The following is an 18482-nucleotide window of genomic DNA, read 5'->3' as shown; positions in this document are numbered from 1 at the left end:
ATTAGCAGAATGACAAATGCAATGTTTCGATGAATTAATAACCTGTTACGTCAATGACCCAATATTGTTGAACTCTATCCCGCCATGGACTTCCTCTAGGTCTATAAAATGGTCTCATTTCTGGTATTCTAGAAGGACTATTTGTCACCTCTTTAATAGGTACAAAAGTTATGCCTCCAACACTCGTAAAAGGCATATAACAATAGTGATCATAAGATATTTTTTTACCACCGCTAGCCGTTCTACTTTGATAAACGACAGAAACAGCACCAACATATTTAATAGGAAAAGCTGTGTAAGTTCGACCTTGTCTTAAAGGAACGTAAATATTTTGAGGTCTTGCGACTTCATCTTCTTTAGGCAAACCATCAATATCATTTAAAGAAATTTGATCTAACAGAGGTGTATCTATACTAAAAAAATACGAAATAACCAAAGGTTTTTGATTTGAATCAAATGTAATTCTACCATTGGCATCAAATACACGAAGACCAAAATTAAATTGAGGATTTAATGGATTGGAAAACGCATACCATTTGACATAAGCATTTGCAGGTGCAGAACCTATCAAATAATGCCAAGTTAGCCCAGTTCTGTCTTGGACTGAACATGAAGAACCATTAGAACAACTTGTTGCTAAAATTAAAGGCCCATCATGCTCTATGTGAAGTTCTGCCATACCCCTCCAATCGGTAATCAATTCACCTGATTTAATCATAACTAAATTTTGATAGCTATCATCAATTTGAATAGTGTTAGCATCATTAAAAATTCTTACACCAGCAGCCATTAATACACTCCGTAAATAACCCAAGCGGCTCGATAATATCCTCGTTTATCTAGTCTTGGATGATACCATATCCATTGAATATTATAATTATCACTTGATATTGTTATGGTATTTTCTTGGCGATCACTTGCGCTATTATCATAAAATATATTTGACCAATCAACCACGGCATAAAACCAAGGTGTTCCTTGATTAAATTGAGGAACATTAATTATTCCATCGTTTATTTGATTAATATAAATTTGACCTAATGTTCGCGACATACGAAAATCTGAATCAACGGTTAAATTGCCATGTTCATCCCAAATTCTCAAACCTTGTGCCATTACCATATCCCTAATTGTACGCGTAAGCGGTTATTATTATCAAAAACTTCAATGCGGCTATTGGTGATAACAAGTCGTTGAACGCCCGATGCCCCAACAATTTCAATCGTGCCATTTCTATCGACCCGAAATCGGTTATTGATATTAATAGAACCTGCCGTTACCGTTCCAATATCAGCCGCATTAGAGCGCAAAACACCATTAACGATTGATACGGGTTGATAACGACCATTCGGACTTGTGAAATAAAAATCATCAGCAGCAAAGAAAAACCTACCTCTTGATTGATTGGTTTCCATAATTAAAGATGCATTGCGCCATACATCTTGATCGCTTGTTCTTAATTGTAAAACAAATCTCGCCCAATTTTCTTCTGCACTTGTTACGGATTGCGCGCGCATTGTGACATTGCTTGAAAGTTCACCAACCTGTGTATTTAATGCCGTGATAGATTCTGCTGTAACCCTACCAGCTTCATCAATTTCAGCGCGGAGTTCTTGAAACGCTTGTGCGAGATTTTCATTAACGGTGACCTCAACCACTTCAATTCTTGATGCAAGGGCTTTATTTTCATCAATTGCAACTGTGATTTGCTCACGATAAGAGGCATCATTTTGCTCGATTTGAACACTAATGTCGCGACGTATTTCTTTACTTTTTAAAAAACCAGAAGCCGCGCCATCAGCAACAATTGAAGCAAGATAATCAAGCCGATCTTGGGTTGCATTTAAATTGGCAAATCCCCATTCATTGCCAACAGAAACAATATTTGCAATTTCTTCGGTATCAATTTCAAATTCTTCATCGGCAGATTCTACAATCACTTCTTGTGACCATAAGGTTGGTCTAGCAGGGTCTGGGATAACCGTAGCACGAAAACTATATTTTGTAAGTGGTGCAAAACCTGCAAGCCGAACAGCTGTTTGTGTACCTAAAAGAATATGCGTAAGCTTATTGATTGGATCGGTTGTTTGCCAATATTCAATCTTTATACCTGTAACCGTCACATCGGTCGGCATACGCCAAGAAAGATCAAAAACAGGGATTTTTCTTTGTTCATTTTCGGAACGTGCTTGAGAAGCAAAAACGCTGAATTGATCTGGAAAGTTTTGATATACTGGCTGTGGTGCTGGTTTATTCGTTGGTAATTCTGGCACAATGACATTTTCATCATACATTCCAGCGCCAACCTCTTGTAGGTTGAGCGTCACATTTCTTGCACCATTTTCATCATGTGCGGCTAATGTTCTGCCGACCACACGATAAATTCCAGAACCATAACGTCGATGATTAAACCGTATCCAATCGCCAATTTCCAATATTATCCAACTTGGTTGGACAACCATCGTATAACTTTTTTGATAGCGATTTTCTTTTAATCCTGATAATGCAAGCCTTGCTGCTTGGTTAGCATTAAAAACAGCACTAAAATCAATCTGCTCTGCGCGCCTTTCTCCATCCGCCGCTATAGCATTGACATCACTTTGTGTGAGATAAGAAACAGATTCCCATCCTTTTTCTGGCTCGTTATAACTTCCCGTTATTGTATTGCGTAATTCTGAACGTGTTCTTTTAGGACGATAAATTAAAGATGATTGTGTGATTAAATCTTTATCCGTCAGTGTTGCAACAATTGGCTGTGTAACACCAACCAAAGGAACATCACCGTCCACACGCTCTACTAAGGCGCCAGCACAGGCATTCATAATAGGTTCAAGATTATCAGTATGTTTGACACCATTGCCAGCAACGAAAATCATACCCGATCGATAAAGCTTTTCATTATTGGCAACCAACTCATCGCATAAATTCATCGCTTCCACCCATTTTAAGATAGGAAGGTCAGAAACGGGCATCCCTTTGCCAACAATCAGCTCATTATTGAGATAAAAACCACGTTCATAATTATATGCTTGCACAATAGGATTATCAGAATATCGCCATGTCGAAACATCATAAAATCTTTGTGAACCATTACCGCCATATGTGCTATCAAACCTTGGATCATAACACCGCCCTTGGCACTCAAAAAGCATTTGAGGCGGATTGGTCATTTCATTTTGGTCAAAATCAATATAAATAATGGCATAACTTAAACCTGTGCCAACATGACCACTTGTCCATTGTCCACCAGAGCTTTGAATAAGATAATTATCGGCAAGATTTTGCAGTCCATTAAATATTTTAACACGGATAAAAGCGTTATATTTTCCTGTTATCGTATAACCGCGTTCAGACTGATTATCACCATTTAAAAAACACCATTCATCTTCAATTAAAATTCTAGTAACGCCAGTAATTGGAAAATCTGAAAGTTGAATAACTCTTGCAAGAGTTTTATTGGCTTCACCAAAAGCACAAGTGAAAATTTCTTGCCCAGCGGTTGCAAATAAACCAACACCGATTTCACGCTGTTGCGCACCACCATATGACACATTTAAACGTGTTCCGCTTATTTCTGCTTGTCTTTGTACCGTTCCTTTCTTTTTTTTCTTTTTAATGGAATTTCCAATAAGTTGCAGGCCAATACCGATGCCTAGCTTTCCAACCCAACCGAGACTTCCGATAAAAGAACTGATACCAGCAAAGGCAGAAGCAACCGCGCCAATAATAGGTGCAATAAAAGCCATTATCCTACCTCAAAAACACGTTCTATCTGGCTATAATCAGCAAATATAATGCCATTTTCACCTTTGCAGGCAAATCCTGTACCTGTAAAAACACCTGCACATAATTCGCCTTGATAATCGACAACACCAATATCACCGCGCATTGCGAGAGAAAGGCTACCCTCTTTAAAATGTTTGGCAAAAAGTGCACCAAGATTTAAAAAGCCTGATTTTCTAAGAACCCTCGCGGCACCGATTTTTGTTCTGTAAAGGCGATAAGGCTTTAATATATCTTTGCCTATAACTGCTTCAATTGCATCAGCCGCAAATTGACCACAATCGGAAACGCCATATTGAAAAGGCAATTCATTGTGTTTTTCTACAACACAGCCAAGCGCCACCGCCCAGCCATCGGCTCGGTTCCATAAACGCATAATATATCCTTTGTAAAAAAAAAAAGAGCCAATGCTCTCTTATGTTTTTAATGATAAATCTATTTTAAAACTTATAGGCGATACCAAGACGCACATCGTGCGCTTTGTGAGCAATTTTAAATTCAGCAGGAGTTATAAATTGATCGCCATCAATTTTAATTCCTTTTCGACCATAGTCTGTGTAACGGTATTCAGAACGCAAAAGAATATGATCTGTTAATGCATATTCTACACCACCACCAACAGTGTAGCCTGTCATTGATTTTCTATTTGACGCATATACCTCTTTAGAAGTTTGAGCGCCGTCAATATGTATATTATAGTCTGCTGTTCCTGATGATATACCAGCAGTTGCAAAGGTTAAAAACCGACTAGAGGCGTATCCAATACGCGCTCTTAAAGAGACTGAACGTGATAATTTTACTTTTTCTTCATAAAGATAGAATTTTTTAAGACTATAATTATAAGGATATATATTATCTATGTATAAATTATCATTATTTTTATAATTATATAATGCTATATCGGCCTCTGCTCCTAATAAAAAATGCTTACTAAGCATAAAATTATATCCAGCATAAACACCACCAGAAAAACTATTCTTTTTCTCATTATTCATAGGCAGAGGTGTATATTCTGCATATCTTTCACCTGTGTAATCATTTAATATATTGAGGGCAAAAGGTGCGTTTTGACTATATTTCACATCATTTTGCATCCATCCAGCTTGACCACCAATATAAAAACCAGCCCATGAATAATTCTCATCAGCAAATGTTGGACTAGAAATAAGAAAACTGGCAATAGATCCAAAAAGAATGCGGCGCATGAAATTTTCCCTCAAAAAAATTTTCTTATGAAAAGCTTACAATGTAATGAAAGTCAAGTCATATTAAGCTTGTCTGTTTTGCCCCCATGGAACAACGGTTTTGCCTGTCGACTCTGCAAAAGAATAAAAATTATCACCAGAATTAATAAGATGTTGATCGTTCATTGAGCGCATTCTATAGCCTTCACGGCTATTGTCTAAGGCGCGGCTTTCGCATGTCGCAATAAGTTTTGTTTCTGAACCATCTTGAAACTCTAATGTATCTAAAAGACCGCGATAAAGAGGTTCAACAAATAGTAATTCATAACTGTCGGGATCAAAAAAAGCTTCATAAATAGTTACAGGACGCTGATGCCAAATTTCATTATCCATCGTCGCTAGAACTTCAGGTGTTAAGCCATCATTTGGGCTTGATGCCAACTCAATCGTCAGTCCTTGAGCATTATAACCCCATTGTCCTGGAATTGAGCTTATAGACAATATGCCACCTGGCAAATAATTTAATCCATTATATTCAAATTCTGATTTTCCAGTCCAAAAACCATAAGTACCACTTGCAAAATCAAATCGTAAAAGTTCTGCACCTTTCATTCTTCCTTGGTTTAATAAGTCTATGGTTCGTTGGCTAAGTGATCTCATTTCCAACTCTCCATAAAACTAAAAGTAACACTCCGATTTTCCCATGTCCATTTTTCATAATCTTCCCATATCGGACGCGTTAAAATTTCCGCACGATCAAAATAAACTGTCGCACCAGTTTTTATATAATCAGGTAAAGATGGTTCGATATTTACAATAATATTTGCGTTATTTCTTGATGCATCTAAAACCATTCCTAATGCATGCGTAGTGTTGTATGAAAATGAAACATAATCACCAGCTGATAGTTGTAGTGAAGAGTTGCTACCCCCAATTGTAAGTTTGGTTTTATTTTCAATTGCAATCAAGGTGCCATTTTGTTTTTCTGCACCATTATTGCCAATATGTGCGCGCGGTTGGCAATAATGCGGTGAACTCAAAAGAACAGGTTTTACGCCACCTCGCAAAGATTGGAACCAAGCATCAATCATTTGTCCATCTGAATATCTTAATGGTCGTGTTGTCAGAGTTACTTTCCAACGAGGGTCTGAATATTCATAAATATTTATCAGTCCGCTATTACTTTGAGATTGCGACACATATCTTTGTATTTCAAAATGACTAAAACTATAATCAATTTTTGGTAATGTTATCATATCAAATAAATCCGCAACTTTATAAAATACTTCTGTCTAAAGAATCTTGATAATTTTGTGCAAATTTTCGATCAGATTGCGACACAGATTGATTAATAATTGTTGGTGCGGCTGATCGAATGCGTTGATCTGATATTTCACTTACCTTGACATCGAAATAAGGCGAGGGCGTTACATCAACCTTTATCGCTCTTTGTGTGTCTTGGCTCATTGTTCTTAAAAATGAAGGTGACGGAATATTTGGAATAGCCATTCTTGAAGGCATTCCTGCTATTCCTCCATGAGCATAACCACGGCGCATCGCATCAACAGCTCTTGCACCACCCCATTTTTTAACATCGCTTTGCGACCAAACGACTTCACCCTTATGAACAATTCCTGCAGGTTGATATTTGCCACCGTCACCAGTATAGCCACCTTTATCAAAGCCCAGAATGCCTGAAAGAAAACCACCACCTTTTCTACCGCCTGCCGATTGAAAAATGGTGTCAAAAATACTATCCAAACCAGCATCAAGCAATCGTTGTCCAAGTCTTAAAACAGCATCACCCAAAGCTTCTGTAGCCGATTTACCGTCAATCATTCCATCAATAAATGTTCTTGTCATATCTCGTGAAATATCTTTGACTTCGGCTATTTTTTTAACAAGCTCATCTTGAGCTGCTTTAATCTTATTAACTTCCACTTCAGCTTGAGCTGCTTTTTCTGCTAAAACCTCAAAGCTTTGTGCCATTTCTGGCGTTACTGTTAAGCCTGCTTTGGTTGCTGCATTATAAAGTTGTTGTATGGTTGTAAGCTTGGTTAATGTATATTCATAGTCATTTGCTAATGGGTCAATTTGCGCCTGTATTTTAGCTTGATCTTGCAAAGCTTTTGTGTGTTCTTTGATTTTTGCAATCTCTTTGTCTAAATCACTTATAGTCGATTGACCACCAGATGAATTTTTAGATAGGGAAGCCTTGGCTTGTTCCTCTTCTAATTTTTTATTTCTTGCTTCTGCCCTTTCATTTGCTCTTCTTCTAGTATGATCTATCCAATCAGAGTCACCAATAAAATCACGGTTAAGTTGATTAAAAGCATCTTGATAGGCTTCCGCAGCTCTTCTCCCTGCACCTGCAAATCGATTTTCTAATTTTTGTAAGTTTATTTCGGCAATTACCCCAACTTCCACACCAACAACACCAGATATATTGTTAATTGCACTTATGGCTTTATTGGTCGCGCGAATAATTGAATTTAAACCATCTTCAACCAACTGTATCATGCGGTTCATTGATGAGATAACACCATCAGCTATCGCTTGAGGAAGTTTTGTAAATGTTGTTATAAATCCCTTGGCCATTCCAAGAAATAAACCGATTATTGTATTATAATATTTTTTAATACCTTTCATAACATCTTCCCAAGAAAGTCCCATTCCTTCTAAACCTTGTGTAATCATATCTATTAATTTATGTGTCAAATCTGAAATAACTTTCCACGCCTCACCAACTTGTGTTTTAATGTCATCCCAAATCACTGCTGAATAATCGCTTAATGTTCCCATTTCACCTTTTATAGGTTTAATTTCATCTGAAAAAGCAACCAAAGCCGTAACAGCTGTGCCTATTGCTGCGGCAATTAAGAGATAGGGATTAGTAGCAATAGCGGCGACTTGAGTTGCAATAACTCTTTTAAGACTTGAAATATAGGCTGTATTCGTACTTAATAAAACAACAGCGGCAGCGGCCGCCCCCGTCGCAATAGCGCCCATATTTTCACTAATAAAGATAAGCCCATTTGCAACAGCACCCGTAATACCTGTTGCTTGATCAAGACTACCAACAAATTTTAACAGTGCATTTCCAAGTCTTTGGAAGCCATCCTCAATGGTTGAAGGCATATTTTCAGCTTCTTCCCTCAACTTTGCCATGTTTTTTATCAGTGCAGAAAAAATAACGTCGCCAGTAATTTTTCCTTGCCGACCTAATACAGCAAGTTGAGAAACTGTTACCCCCATTTCATCTGCAAGGACTTCTGCAACACGACCGCCAGATTGTATCACAGTATTTAAATTTTGACCTGATAGACGTCCTGCCGCCATTGCTTTTGAAAGTGCGTTTTGTACGGCTCTTGCTCGTTCACCTCTTGCCGCACTAACAACAAGCGCGTTATTTAAAGCTTCCGTATAATCAAGCTGTTGCTTTGTATTAAGTCCTAAATCTTTTAAAGCGCGTGAATTTTCAATGAAACTATTGACAGTTGTTTCAAGACTTGAATAGGTGCGATCAGCAACATCACTTAAACGTTGCATTGTTGCTGCAGCCGCTTCTGTTGAACCTGTACTATTTGCAAGTCGCGCGTTTAAATCACTCCAAGTATCTGCATATTTTGTAAGTCCAGCGATAGAACCGATGCCAATAATAGGTAACGCAAATCTTGATACAGTGGATAATAAATTATTTCCTAGACCAGAAAACGTGCCTTCTATCTTTTTTCTTGTACGTTCTGCTGTTTTCTCCATCGAAGATGCACGACTAGCAAATGTCTTTTGCGCACGATTTAAAGAACGTTCAAAATCATTAAGACGCGCTTCAAGCAAAACCGCTAATCTTGCATCATCAGTCTGTGACATTTTTCCATGCCTTCCGAATTTCAGTTGATATTTTTCTTCTTATGCGCGCTCTGACTTTCTTTTTATTCAGACGGTAGGCTGGCCAAAAAAAAGGTTGAGCGTCATTTTTTGTGGTTCCATATTCAACGGCCGCAGCATAATCATAAGTGGCATCTGTACCATTTCTAATTTGTCGTGTTGTGGCTTCACCACCAGCCTTCACGAAATATTGTAAAGGTGTATCACCATGTTCAACACGTATACTGTCTTTTAAATTTCCTGTATCATTTGGAACGAGTGATCTTGCATCGTCGGCAATCTTATTGGCACTTTCTAATATAACAGGGGCTGTTTTCTCTTTTGCCGCTTTTTTTATTAATTCAAGACGTTTTTCTATGTTTTCCAATCCAATAACATAACGCATAATCAAGACTTTTCATTGGATTTGCTATTTTCTTCACGCCCATAAATAGCGGCTGACATAATTTTCATCGCCAATTCAAGATTATCATTAATCGGCATATCTTGAACGTATATTTTAACAAGTTTTAAAGCTTCATTTGCTGTAAGACCGCCACCGACAAGCGCCCATTGTAAAATTGTTGAAATATGTTCAACTTTAAAAGTGCCATTGAGAATAGATTTTAAAATAACCAATGGACCAGCATCAATTTCATTTTGGACGATTATCATCGTTTTATAATTCAGTTTGAAGATATAGTCTTTATCTCCAAAGCTTTCTATTATTGACATTTCTTTGGACATACTTCTTTATCACTCTATAATTAAAAGATTAGGATTTTTTATGGAAATTTACTATATATTTGCTTTTTTTATTTGCTGCCTTTTGGCAATTGTCTTTCTTTTTATTAAAGGTCATAGAAAGCTTTTTTTTATATTTATCATTGCTGGTTTTGTTATGGCGATAATGGGTAGTCGCGAAGCAGATAAAACTGCTATTTCAGAAGGTTTTTTAAACGCTTCGGATAAAAGAAACGCCAAAGAAGCTGGAATAATTAATGCAGATGATTGGACGAATGAAAAAAGAGAAGTCTTTCTTGTAAAAAAAGCAAAAGAAGAAAAGGAAAATATGCTTAAAAAAAGAGCTGATAAATGGTGCAATGATAAGGATTTCGCATACATAAAGTCTAAGGCCTTTGTAAAACGTTCTTTAAAAGACCCAAGCTCCGCTAAATTTCCAAATAATTATCATGTTGACAAAAGAAAAAATTGTCAATTCTCTGTTTTTGGATATGTTTCAGCAACAAATAGTTTTGGAGGGCGTATTCAATCAAGTTATACTATTTTAATGAAATATCTTCCAGAAGAAGACATGTGGCGCGGTACAAATTTACAAATGAATTAGGCTTTTAAAATTATTAATAAAAACTAACTAATTGCCAATATATCCGCTGCAAGTTCTTCTGCCTCTTCCGCGGTAAGCTTTGTTCCACTTTTATCACTCGCAGAATTGGCTGCAATATAACCTTCAATGGCTGCATTAAATTCCCAAATTGACATTTGATCAATCTGCATTGGTGTAAATCCAATAACAGCACCAGCGCCATAAACGCTTGAAAATCGTATTTTACCATTTGAAAGGGGCGGTTCATTAGAACCATCGCCCCTTGCATTTCTTTTTATAGATTTATCCTCTTCTGGTGCGCCTTGTATGGCAGAAGAAAGAATAACAGAGGCAATAAGAGCATTATTATGCAAAGAATAATTGTCGATATCTTCCACATAACATTCAACTATTTTTAAAGCTTCAATTTCATGAATGCCACCACCGACCAATCCGTAACGAATAACTTCACGGATATAATCTATCCTATATTCACCGTTTAAAAAACTATCTAAGATAAAAAATGGGCCAGCATCAACACTATCTTGAATGTCTTTTATTTGACCATAACCAATTTTAAAGACATATCGATTTTCACCAAAATTAAGAATAGTTTTGCCGCTTCTATTCGCCATTTTATGTATTTTATTCCGTTTCTCCAGAGCCGCCACCACCGTTTACAGGGGTAACCACTCTTACCATTTCACCATCTGATTGAAGGGAAACATTGGATGTAACAACTTGTCCATTGGCAGCAGTAATTTCAAATGTTTCTGCCTGCATTTTACCAGTCCATGTAATTGTTTTTGCAGGAAACTCCCATTCAATTTTTACCGGAACGGAATCTGTGCTTTCAATAGCATTAAGCCATGTTTCTGCACTTTCTTCTGCTAAAACACCTTCTCCCGTCACAGACATGGATAAACTTGTAGCTCCACGACCTACCCAATCAATTTTATCAGGGTCATCACAGTCTGGAATATTGACCTCTTCCAAACCTTTTGTCGTTGAAACGGAACGTGAAGTGAAGCCACAAGGATTGCTATAAACAATTGGATTTGCTGTATTTCCAATGAATACACGTACCTTGCCTCCCTTAATTACGGTTGCTTGTGCCATGAAAAAGGCTCCTTATTTTAAGATTTAAACCTTGCCCAAGGGTTTCAAAGAATAGGCACTCCACGCTTTTTTAAAGACTGTAGAGAAGAAAATTATCTGATTTGAACCACTGCATTGAAGGTTAATGCAGCATGTGAAGTCAGACCATCAGGATCGCGCAATTCACGACTTATTTGATGTATAAAAAGGATTGCCGCATTATTTGGCAATTCAAAATCCTTATTGTGTAAACAATGACGTACAGCATGTGAGATTTCGCGCATTTCTACAAAACCAACACTTCGCGACCAAACATCGATTTGAATACTCACATCCTCAATTTCAAAACAATCATAAGGTGTCGTTGTAATGTCAAATGATCCAATAGAAATATAAGGAAAAGAAGCGTCTTCTGGTACTTGATCAAAAATTCTTTTATCAACAAATGATTGAACATCTTTATCATTACGCAATATTTGCACTATTTTATATTGCAGTTCATTCGTTAACGATTTCATTATTGATCAACAATTTTATTGATAGAGTGTTTTTGTTGGCGGCTTGGTGCTTTAATTGCTTTTGCCGCACGCGCTTTAATGGCTTGTTCTGCACATGATTTCGTTACATTATAAGAATAACCAACTTTGTAACTATAAATCTGATTGATCGTTGGTCGCCATTCAAAAGGAGTTATAATTTTAATCCACATTGTTATTATCCTATCGCAACGCCACCTTCTAAAGTCAGTCGATAATATTGACGATTGGAAGGTTCTAAATTAATCGCGCGAATATTATAAACCGCGCCTTTAAAGTTTCCTGTTTTTTGATCAAATTCTGTGTCACGCATATTGCAACAACACCAATCTGTCGTAATATCCTCGGCTGATGAAAAGCGCCTTATACTTAAAAAAGCTGGCTGTTTGCCCTCTAAACGTGAAGCTTGTACCGTCTCACTGCCTTGGCGATATGTAATGGCTGCTTTTGTCCTAAACTTCATGACCCATTTGCCATAAAAATTGCCCATACCATCATCAATTTTTTCTCGTTTAAAAAAACCAAAATCTTCATGAAGCCTCATACTTTAGGTCTCCGATAAGGCCATATCAGTGCGTTGTAAGCATCTGTTGATATTGGTTTTGTGTTTGATAAATCTTCTCGATGTTCGTAAAGGGAACCAATGTGAAGCAGCATTGCTGCTTTTAATGATGGTGGAATATCATCACCTTCATAACCACCGTAAAAAAAGATTTTAATGGCATCGATTTCATTGTTTGTCTTTGGACGATGTCCTTTTACACAAACATAACTTCCATTAATCGTTTCGATGAGTTGATAACTGTTCTTATCAAGTGTTTGTTCTTCGTTATTTTCGTTTCGATACGTTATTTTTTCAATGTTGATAATTGGAAAAATAGATAATCTTAAAACATTTTCGAATGTCTTGAAATATTGAAAAAACTTGGTTTTATTTAAAGTAAGATTCAGTGTTTTTTCTAAATTTTGTGTCGCAGCTTGTATAATATCCGTAATTTGGTTGTCATCATCATTAAAACCAAAAACATCAAGATGCTTTTTTGTGTCTTCAAGAGAAACCGCTAAAGTTGTAGGCTTTTCTAAAATCACGGGCAAAAGCATAGTATTTCCTTTTGATTTTAAGATAGATTTCATAAAATTTAAAAAAGGGAGCTAAAAGCCCCCTTTAATCACTATTAGGATTTTTTATTTATACTGGACGCTTCACTTTGTGTTGGTGTAATAGAACCATAAACAAATGCTTCTGGTCGATAAACCGCAAGAGCAAGCCGTTCTTCCCCCAAAATTGTTACTTTGTTTCTTGTAAAGTCATCATTTTGGAAACCAACCTCAATACGACTATTCCATTGATCAAAAATTTGCGCTCCAAGTGCAAAAGCACCCGTCAAAAACTTATTGACCTCAATGGCTTGTGTCGTCACAACTGGCAAACTCCACAATGTTGGATTTAACGTGCCTTGTGGATTGCCAATAATATAGCGACCTTGCGTATCCTTTAAGAGTTCAATACTCGTCCAATCGATTGGGTTAAGAACATGACCAGTTGCTGGATATTCTGCAAGTGCTGCTTGAAGCATGGCAATACGCAAAACATCAATACCTGTTACAGGTGTCGGTGATGTTAATCCTTGTGGCGCGTTATATTGAGTTGCTTGCGGAATGATACCATGAAGGTTTTCGCCCGTGCCATCACCATTTAAAAGCTGTTTTTCTTCAACGAGCTTTAAACCATAAATCAAGCGTTCATCTATAAAAGATCGAAGTTGTGGAAAATCAGACAAAATCTGTTTTGTAGCACGCATCCAATGCGCGATAACTTTCGTTCCAACGTCTTTATCAGCAAGTTTTATATCAGATTGTGGTTTTAGCTCACCCTCTTTGACAGGTGCTGTAGAATTGGTAAAACCAGTTTCTTGAACATATTGAATAAGAGGAGAATTTGTGCGTCCTGCTGACAAAAGATTTCTGATGGTCAAACGCTGTTGTGGAAGCGTTTGAATACCTGATAATCGATTAGGTGCGATTGCAGCACCAGCAGACCCAGCATTACCATCATTAACGCTTGTAATATCAGCTTTAACAGACATAGAATATGTTGATTTCATATTCGGTGATGCTGCCATTGCTTTAAATTCTTCATTCTCAACAAACTGTTCACCTAAACTTTTTTGAGACATTTCTTGAGAAGGTGAACGTGCCAATTTTTGCTCAATCTCATCTAAACGCGATTTTGCCTCATTCATCAAAGTAAGCTGTTCATCAGCTTTTTCCTTTTCTGACTTTGTTAAACCTTCAACACTGTAAATTGCTTTTTCTGCAATCTCTTTGACAGCATCAAGTTTTTTATCAAAGCTTTCTTTGACTTCACGTGCAAGTGTTTCTGCACTTTTTGTTTCAATATCCGTCATTTTGCGAATCCTTAAATTTGAAATGTTAATCGACACATAGTGCGTTTAAAAACGCAGTCGCTTCATTTGCCTTATTGCTATCAGACTCGCTCCGAATAGCTTTTGCATAGCCAACAGAGGCAATTTGTGTGGCCATGCTTTTTGGAATTCCTGCCTCACGCAAGATATCCTCAAAATCTTTTATTGGCATTGGTTTGCCATCACGCAAATTTTGCGCGAAATCTTCAAATCTTTTTGATTTTAAACTTTCAATGCGTGCTTCACTGTTTGCCGCAAAAGTGACAGGAGATATTTCATAAAGATCAAGTTCTGTTAGTAAACGAACATTATTATCATTATGGGCTTTGAGTTCTTGATAACCTATCGATAGACCCGTTAATGCGCCTTGTTTCATTAAGGAATAAGCTTCACGCCCTTTTTGAACATCAAGATTTATATGACCTTTACCAATTAAGCCTTTTTGATCTTCTTGAAGTTCGCTCCAAACACCAATCGGCTCTTCTCTGTTGTGTTGCCAAAGCATGACAACATTCGTTCCTTTTTCCTGATGTTTTTTTAAGCTTTGTGAAAATGCACCATTTTTTACAACTTCACCATAACTATCAATATTATCAAAAATAGAACCGTATCCTTGAAACGTTCCATTTTCTGATAAATTTTTAACTTGAAAGTTAATTTCTTTGGTTTTCATAGGTTATTCTCCTGCTGAATTTGTTCAGCAAACGCACGAATGGTTTCATTATCGACCTGATCAATCGGAACATTTTGCATTTGTATTCTTGGCGTATCACCACCATCGACAGGTGGCATATTTTCAAGACGCCTGACCTCGTTTATCGTCATTGCACCTATCAGCGTCATCACCTGATAAAAATGCGCCCGTCCTTGACTATCTGCACGAAGAAGACTTTCAAGATTAAAAGAAACATAAACTCCATTCTGGCGCTCTAAGCGTGTCAAAAGCTGCTTATTTATGGCTTGCTCAATGCGTTTAAGCCTCTCGCGTAAAGTAAATTGCAAAAATGCAAGAGTTTGCTGCTCTAATCCTGTTCCCCAGCTTGTGGAGTTTTCTGTATGTCCAACCATGTGCGGCGGCACACCAAAAATGCGGCAAATTTCCTCTACCGAAAACGATCGGCTTTGCAACATTTGGGCATCTTCTGGCGAAAGAGTGATTTGTTGCCATGACGTTCCACCTTCTAAAATCAGTGGCATACCACCATTCCCAATGCCTATTTTTTTAGAAAGATTTTCTTCTGCGATTTTTCTTTGTTCTTCATTAAGCCATTCTGAAAACGTTAAAACGCCCGTTGGTTTAAGACCGTTTTTAAACATATCGCTTGATGAATTATCAGCCGCTAATGCGTTTCCAAAAACATTTCTTCCAACAGATAAAGGAGATAAACCACCAAGAGGATCACCTCCAAAGCCGCGAATATGAAAAATATTTTCACTGCCGCCTTCATAATAAATTCCGTTCTCACTCCAACGATATTTTAAAGCACCATCAGGCTGTCGCGTGACACTGATAAAAGAAGGATGAATTGGAATTAATGAAGAAATATGTTTTGCACCATTTCTCGTTATTCTTGCATAGGCATTGCCGCGCATTTCTATTGAAGATTCAAGAAAATGCCAAAAATCAAAAGCTGTTTGATCATAATTGGGTTCACGTTTAAGAATAAAATATAAAGGATGCTCTTTAAATAATCTTGGTACGCCTTCGCTGTCTTCTTTGTATATATTAATCGGCAATGAAGCCACCGTCCCAGAAAGCAAAGATATGCAACGCCATGCCGTCGATAAGCCCAACAATGAGTTTTCATTGACAACTTCACCTGAATGACTTGTTATACCTGCATATGATAGCGCACTATCGTCAATAACTTGGCGGCGAGGACTTGTAAAAAAGGCATCGCGCATTTTTTTAAAGATATTCACGCTTTGCCCCCAAGGCTTGCAAAATATTGTTCAATTGTACCGCTATTTTTAGCTTCTGGATTGCGGCTCATTACGGTGACTGCATCAAACATCGCCATGACTGGATCAATCTTCGCATCACCAGCCGTTTGTTTTGTTGCTCTTATGGCTGTCGCTGTTGGTTCAATTTTTATATTGCTTACACACCAATTCATTAATGCACTTTTGGCATGCCAAAATGTTCCACTCGCGACTTTGCGCTCTGCGGTTTTGATTGCATTCATCATCATATATCCTTGAGGTGCGCCAATAACCTGATTATTCTCTGGTGTGACATCAATTTCAGCTAAAGCTTCTATCAATTCACCAATACCAGCAGGATCAACAGAGACAGACGCTAACAAACCTCGATTTTTGACATCTGAAATGATTTCAATAATCGATGAAATATCCGCAAGACTATCATTCACAATGGTTAAATCACCATCATTCTTAAAATCTTTTAATAAACTTGCGATGGATTTTCTACGCTCTAAAACACTTTCATGCGCCCAAGCATGCGACCAAGAAAGCCAATGTTTATTGGTTTTATCTCTACCCAAAAGCGATAAGCCAAATAAATCATCAAGACCGCCGCCATCAATACCAACAACAACAACCTCTGAACGCTCTAATAAACTTTCATAATTAAGCGTTTCATCCGTTTGTCTTATCCAAAATTCTGCACCAGACCAACGATTTGATCGAAGGTTTTGGCCAATTTCAATATTCAAGTGTTTTGCATAAAATGTGATGCGGCTATCTTCATCGGTTATTTCACTTAGTTTATTTGAAATCCATTCTTTTTGAACAGAACGTCCGATGTTAGGATTTGTTATATAAAAATTATCAGGTTCCAAATATAAATTATGATCAATATATTTTTTAGGAAACTCGTATAGAACCCCCATTCTTGTTTTATTGACGATTTTACTATCACGCAAATCGCGATAATAATCAAGCTTGGTTTTAAATACTCCAGCAGGTGGTTTATCCGACTGTGTCGATAGATAAATAACAAAACCCTCTGGACGTGAAACGAGACCTCCTGTTGCTTCTTGAAGCATTGTATCGGCATTTGCCATATTGCCAAAAAGCCAAAGTTCATCAACCAATACAAAAGATGCTTTTTTGCCTGATACTGTTTTGCTATCTGCTGCAACAACTTTAAGAACAGCTCCTGTTTCAATATGGCGTATTTCTTTTAAATGATCTTTTGCTTCAAGAATGAGTTCCAAATTCGGATCATTCTTAATCATGTCACTGGCTGGTTTATAAGCGTTGTCAGCAACCTCTTTTGTTGGTGCCAGTAATAAAAGTTCAGCGGAATCCCGATCATTAAGCAACAATGCCGTCATCATAATGCCTGCGGCTATTGTCGATTTACCGTTCTTTTTGCTAATCAAAAGAAAAAATTCTTCAATCAGCTGTCGTCCTTGATTTTCATCATAAGCACCGAAAATCGCACCAACAAAATCAAATACCCAATCTGCACATGCTTCACCAAATGTCGGCTTACCAAGAACGTCAACCATTTTTAAATTTTTAAAGATTGACAGTGCATGTTCTGCTTGATCTTTAAAAATAGGTTTAACAGGGATTATGCTGTCTCCCTTTATAATTTTATCTTCCCAATCAGGAAGTGATGTATCCCAAGTCATCAGCTATTATTAATTGCAAGCTTTGGTCTTGTGCGGCGTTGTGTAAAAATATTAACGGCGGTTTTTGCGTTTTCTTTTTTTTGTTCTTTTTTGCCAAGTTTTTTATCTATAGCTCTTTCATGCACATAAGGTGCTGCCGCAATAGCCATTTTATCGCGTCTATTCTCTTCAACACTCTCATCATTCATAACGTCCAACATATATTCAAGAGGTGACTTTTTGGATAATTTGGCACTTTTCTTTATTGTTTTTATGTCCTTTTTATCTATTTTGACGGAAGCCTGTCCTTTAGGTCTTCCAGCCCCTATACGATAACCACCACGTGCCATTTGATTAAATCCCATTAACTATTTGTTTTGTGAAATAAAAATTCAAAGATTTTTTTGATTTTATAATCATACGTTGTTAAAAAAAATGCAAATGACCCCCATGCCGGTTGACGCAAACAAAAGATTTTAAACTTTCGACCGCCCCCCCGTTTATATTACCCCTTAAATCATCACAGAACGTTATTGAGCGGCTCGATTAATTTGATGTCTATCACTTGGGTGTTTCCTCAAGATATTTGATGAGATGATAGGCTGGTGAAGTGCTTATAGTCTATTGCACTACCTTGAAGCTTTCGCATCTATCGTATAGATATCCATCAACATCAATTG

General features: G+C 37.2%; 22 protein-coding genes. 1 reads left to right on the top strand and 21 read right to left on the bottom strand.

What is annotated here, in order from left to right; genetic code table 11:
* Nucleotides 1-34 precede the first annotated feature (34 nt).
* From ME5_RS00360 to ME5_RS00315, 10 genes are all read right to left on the bottom strand, one after another.
* Complete coding sequence (locus ME5_RS00360) at nucleotides 35-790, bottom strand: hypothetical protein (protein WP_008037362.1); 756 nt, start codon at nucleotides 788-790, stop codon at nucleotides 35-37.
* The gene (locus ME5_RS00355) at nucleotides 790-1116 is read right to left on the bottom strand and encodes a hypothetical protein (RefSeq protein ID WP_008037354.1); all 327 of its coding nucleotides are present in this window, start codon (nucleotides 1114-1116) and stop codon (nucleotides 790-792) included. The genes ME5_RS00360 and ME5_RS00355 overlap by 1 nt, the downstream gene beginning before the upstream one ends.
* Nucleotides 1116-3746 (bottom strand): phage tail protein, encoded by a 2631-nt coding sequence (locus tag ME5_RS10230; protein WP_008037352.1) that lies wholly within the window; start codon nucleotides 3744-3746, stop codon nucleotides 1116-1118. Before ME5_RS10230 ends, ME5_RS00355 begins: the two co-directional genes overlap by 1 nt.
* Nucleotides 3746-4159, bottom strand: coding sequence for a DUF6950 family protein (locus tag ME5_RS00345; RefSeq protein WP_008037346.1), 414 nt, complete (start codon nucleotides 4157-4159; stop codon nucleotides 3746-3748). The genes ME5_RS10230 and ME5_RS00345 overlap by 1 nt, the downstream gene beginning before the upstream one ends.
* Before the next feature lie 64 nt (nucleotides 4160-4223).
* A complete protein-coding gene (locus tag ME5_RS00340; protein WP_008037343.1) occupies nucleotides 4224-4988 on the bottom strand; it encodes an outer membrane protein in 765 nt (254 codons plus the stop codon).
* 63 nt (nucleotides 4989-5051) lie between these two features.
* A complete protein-coding gene (locus ME5_RS00335; RefSeq protein ID WP_008037342.1) occupies nucleotides 5052-5627 on the bottom strand; it encodes a DUF2163 domain-containing protein in 576 nt (191 codons plus the stop codon).
* Nucleotides 5624-6223, bottom strand: a complete 600-nt coding sequence (locus tag ME5_RS10170) for a hypothetical protein (RefSeq protein ID WP_008037341.1) — start codon at nucleotides 6221-6223, stop codon at nucleotides 5624-5626. The genes ME5_RS00335 and ME5_RS10170 overlap by 4 nt, the downstream gene beginning before the upstream one ends.
* Nucleotides 6224-6242: 19 nt before the next feature.
* Nucleotides 6243-8837 (bottom strand): tape measure protein, encoded by a 2595-nt coding sequence (locus tag ME5_RS00325; RefSeq protein WP_008037339.1) that lies wholly within the window; start codon nucleotides 8835-8837, stop codon nucleotides 6243-6245.
* Nucleotides 8824-9240 carry an HK97-gp10 family putative phage morphogenesis protein gene (locus tag ME5_RS00320; RefSeq protein ID WP_008037337.1) on the bottom strand — a complete coding sequence of 139 codons (417 nt, stop codon included), beginning with the start codon at nucleotides 9238-9240 and terminating at the stop codon, nucleotides 8824-8826. Before ME5_RS00320 ends, ME5_RS00325 begins: the two co-directional genes overlap by 14 nt.
* 2 nt (nucleotides 9241-9242) lie before the next feature.
* Entirely contained in the window at nucleotides 9243-9581 is a 339-nt protein-coding gene (locus tag ME5_RS00315; RefSeq protein ID WP_008037335.1) for a GTA-gp10 family protein, read from the bottom strand.
* Nucleotides 9582-9621: 40 nt separating this feature from the next.
* Between ME5_RS00315 and ME5_RS00310 the strand changes: the two genes are divergently transcribed.
* Nucleotides 9622-10182, top strand: a complete 561-nt coding sequence (locus tag ME5_RS00310; RefSeq protein ID WP_008037333.1) for a hypothetical protein — start codon at nucleotides 9622-9624, stop codon at nucleotides 10180-10182.
* A gap of 23 nt (nucleotides 10183-10205) precedes the next feature.
* Here the strand turns inward: ME5_RS00310 and ME5_RS10165 are convergent, their stop codons facing one another.
* The 11 genes from ME5_RS10165 to ME5_RS00255 form a co-directional block, all read right to left on the bottom strand.
* Entirely contained in the window at nucleotides 10206-10796 is a 591-nt protein-coding gene (locus tag ME5_RS10165; RefSeq protein WP_008037331.1) for a gene transfer agent family protein, read from the bottom strand.
* 10 nt (nucleotides 10797-10806) lie between these two features.
* Nucleotides 10807-11280 (bottom strand): phage tail tube protein, encoded by a 474-nt coding sequence (locus ME5_RS00300; protein ID WP_008037330.1) that lies wholly within the window; start codon nucleotides 11278-11280, stop codon nucleotides 10807-10809.
* Nucleotides 11281-11372: 92 nt separating this feature from the next.
* Nucleotides 11373-11777 (bottom strand): DUF3168 domain-containing protein, encoded by a 405-nt coding sequence (locus ME5_RS00295; protein ID WP_008037327.1) that lies wholly within the window; start codon nucleotides 11775-11777, stop codon nucleotides 11373-11375.
* Nucleotides 11777-11968 (bottom strand): hypothetical protein, encoded by a 192-nt coding sequence (locus ME5_RS00290; RefSeq protein ID WP_008037320.1) that lies wholly within the window; start codon nucleotides 11966-11968, stop codon nucleotides 11777-11779. Before ME5_RS00290 ends, ME5_RS00295 begins: the two co-directional genes overlap by 1 nt.
* 5 nt (nucleotides 11969-11973) lie before the next feature.
* Nucleotides 11974-12339 carry a head-tail adaptor protein gene (locus tag ME5_RS00285; protein ID WP_008037318.1) on the bottom strand — a complete coding sequence of 122 codons (366 nt, stop codon included), beginning with the start codon at nucleotides 12337-12339 and terminating at the stop codon, nucleotides 11974-11976.
* On the bottom strand, nucleotides 12336-12896 hold the full coding sequence (locus ME5_RS00280; protein ID WP_008037317.1) for a head-tail connector protein: 561 nt from the start codon (nucleotides 12894-12896) through the stop codon (nucleotides 12336-12338). Before ME5_RS00280 ends, ME5_RS00285 begins: the two co-directional genes overlap by 4 nt.
* A 74-nt stretch (nucleotides 12897-12970) precedes the next feature.
* Nucleotides 12971-14203, bottom strand: coding sequence for a phage major capsid protein (locus ME5_RS00275; RefSeq protein WP_008037312.1), 1233 nt, complete (start codon nucleotides 14201-14203; stop codon nucleotides 12971-12973).
* Nucleotides 14204-14228: 25 nt separating this feature from the next.
* The gene (locus tag ME5_RS00270) at nucleotides 14229-14894 is read right to left on the bottom strand and encodes an HK97 family phage prohead protease (RefSeq protein WP_008037305.1); all 666 of its coding nucleotides are present in this window, start codon (nucleotides 14892-14894) and stop codon (nucleotides 14229-14231) included.
* Nucleotides 14891-16144: a phage portal protein gene (locus tag ME5_RS00265; RefSeq protein ID WP_245256462.1), complete on the bottom strand. Its 1254-nt coding sequence runs from the start codon at nucleotides 16142-16144 to the stop codon at nucleotides 14891-14893. Before ME5_RS00265 ends, ME5_RS00270 begins: the two co-directional genes overlap by 4 nt.
* Entirely contained in the window at nucleotides 16141-17823 is a 1683-nt protein-coding gene (locus tag ME5_RS00260; RefSeq protein WP_008037299.1) for a terminase large subunit, read from the bottom strand. The genes ME5_RS00265 and ME5_RS00260 overlap by 4 nt, the downstream gene beginning before the upstream one ends.
* The gene (locus ME5_RS00255; RefSeq protein WP_039964351.1) at nucleotides 17823-18167 is read right to left on the bottom strand and encodes a hypothetical protein; all 345 of its coding nucleotides are present in this window, start codon (nucleotides 18165-18167) and stop codon (nucleotides 17823-17825) included. Before ME5_RS00255 ends, ME5_RS00260 begins: the two co-directional genes overlap by 1 nt.
* Nucleotides 18168-18482: the final 315 nt, after the last annotated feature.

Source organism: Bartonella tamiae Th239 (assembly GCF_000278275.1).
GTDB classification, from domain to species: Bacteria; Pseudomonadota; Alphaproteobacteria; order Rhizobiales; family Rhizobiaceae; genus Bartonella; species Bartonella tamiae.
The sequence above is the reverse complement of the archived record's forward strand: the minus strand, read 5'-3'. Positions and strand labels throughout refer to the sequence as shown.

Excerpts from the sequence above, each read along its gene's own strand:
- ME5_RS00360 (WP_008037362.1), bottom strand. The coding sequence starts at position 790 with ATGGCTGCTGGTGTAAGAATTTTTAATGATGCTAACACTATTCAAATT.
- ME5_RS00355 (WP_008037354.1), bottom strand. The coding sequence starts at position 1,116 with ATGGCACAAGGTTTGAGAATTTGGGATGAACATGGCAATTTAACCGTT.
- ME5_RS10230 (WP_008037352.1), bottom strand. The coding sequence starts at position 3,746 with ATGGCTTTTATTGCACCTATTATTGGCGCGGTTGCTTCTGCCTTTGCT.
- ME5_RS00345 (WP_008037346.1), bottom strand. The coding sequence starts at position 4,159 with ATGCGTTTATGGAACCGAGCCGATGGCTGGGCGGTGGCGCTTGGCTGT.
- ME5_RS00340 (WP_008037343.1), bottom strand. The coding sequence starts at position 4,988 with ATGCGCCGCATTCTTTTTGGATCTATTGCCAGTTTTCTTATTTCTAGT.
- ME5_RS00335 (WP_008037342.1), bottom strand. The coding sequence starts at position 5,627 with ATGAGATCACTTAGCCAACGAACCATAGACTTATTAAACCAAGGAAGA.
- ME5_RS10170 (WP_008037341.1), bottom strand. The coding sequence starts at position 6,223 with ATGATAACATTACCAAAAATTGATTATAGTTTTAGTCATTTTGAAATA.
- ME5_RS00325 (WP_008037339.1), bottom strand. The coding sequence starts at position 8,837 with ATGTCACAGACTGATGATGCAAGATTAGCGGTTTTGCTTGAAGCGCGT.
- ME5_RS00320 (WP_008037337.1), bottom strand. The coding sequence starts at position 9,240 with ATGCGTTATGTTATTGGATTGGAAAACATAGAAAAACGTCTTGAATTA.
- ME5_RS00315 (WP_008037335.1), bottom strand. The coding sequence starts at position 9,581 with ATGTCCAAAGAAATGTCAATAATAGAAAGCTTTGGAGATAAAGACTAT.
- ME5_RS00310 (WP_008037333.1), top strand. The coding sequence starts at position 9,622 with ATGGAAATTTACTATATATTTGCTTTTTTTATTTGCTGCCTTTTGGCA.
- ME5_RS10165 (WP_008037331.1), bottom strand. The coding sequence starts at position 10,796 with ATGGCGAATAGAAGCGGCAAAACTATTCTTAATTTTGGTGAAAATCGA.
- ME5_RS00300 (WP_008037330.1), bottom strand. The coding sequence starts at position 11,280 with ATGGCACAAGCAACCGTAATTAAGGGAGGCAAGGTACGTGTATTCATT.
- ME5_RS00295 (WP_008037327.1), bottom strand. The coding sequence starts at position 11,777 with ATGAAATCGTTAACGAATGAACTGCAATATAAAATAGTGCAAATATTG.
- ME5_RS00290 (WP_008037320.1), bottom strand. The coding sequence starts at position 11,968 with ATGTGGATTAAAATTATAACTCCTTTTGAATGGCGACCAACGATCAAT.
- ME5_RS00285 (WP_008037318.1), bottom strand. The coding sequence starts at position 12,339 with ATGAGGCTTCATGAAGATTTTGGTTTTTTTAAACGAGAAAAAATTGAT.
- ME5_RS00280 (WP_008037317.1), bottom strand. The coding sequence starts at position 12,896 with ATGCTTTTGCCCGTGATTTTAGAAAAGCCTACAACTTTAGCGGTTTCT.
- ME5_RS00275 (WP_008037312.1), bottom strand. The coding sequence starts at position 14,203 with ATGACGGATATTGAAACAAAAAGTGCAGAAACACTTGCACGTGAAGTC.
- ME5_RS00270 (WP_008037305.1), bottom strand. The coding sequence starts at position 14,894 with ATGAAAACCAAAGAAATTAACTTTCAAGTTAAAAATTTATCAGAAAAT.
- ME5_RS00260 (WP_008037299.1), bottom strand. The coding sequence starts at position 17,823 with ATGACTTGGGATACATCACTTCCTGATTGGGAAGATAAAATTATAAAG.
- ME5_RS00255 (WP_039964351.1), bottom strand. The coding sequence starts at position 18,167 with ATGGGATTTAATCAAATGGCACGTGGTGGTTATCGTATAGGGGCTGGA.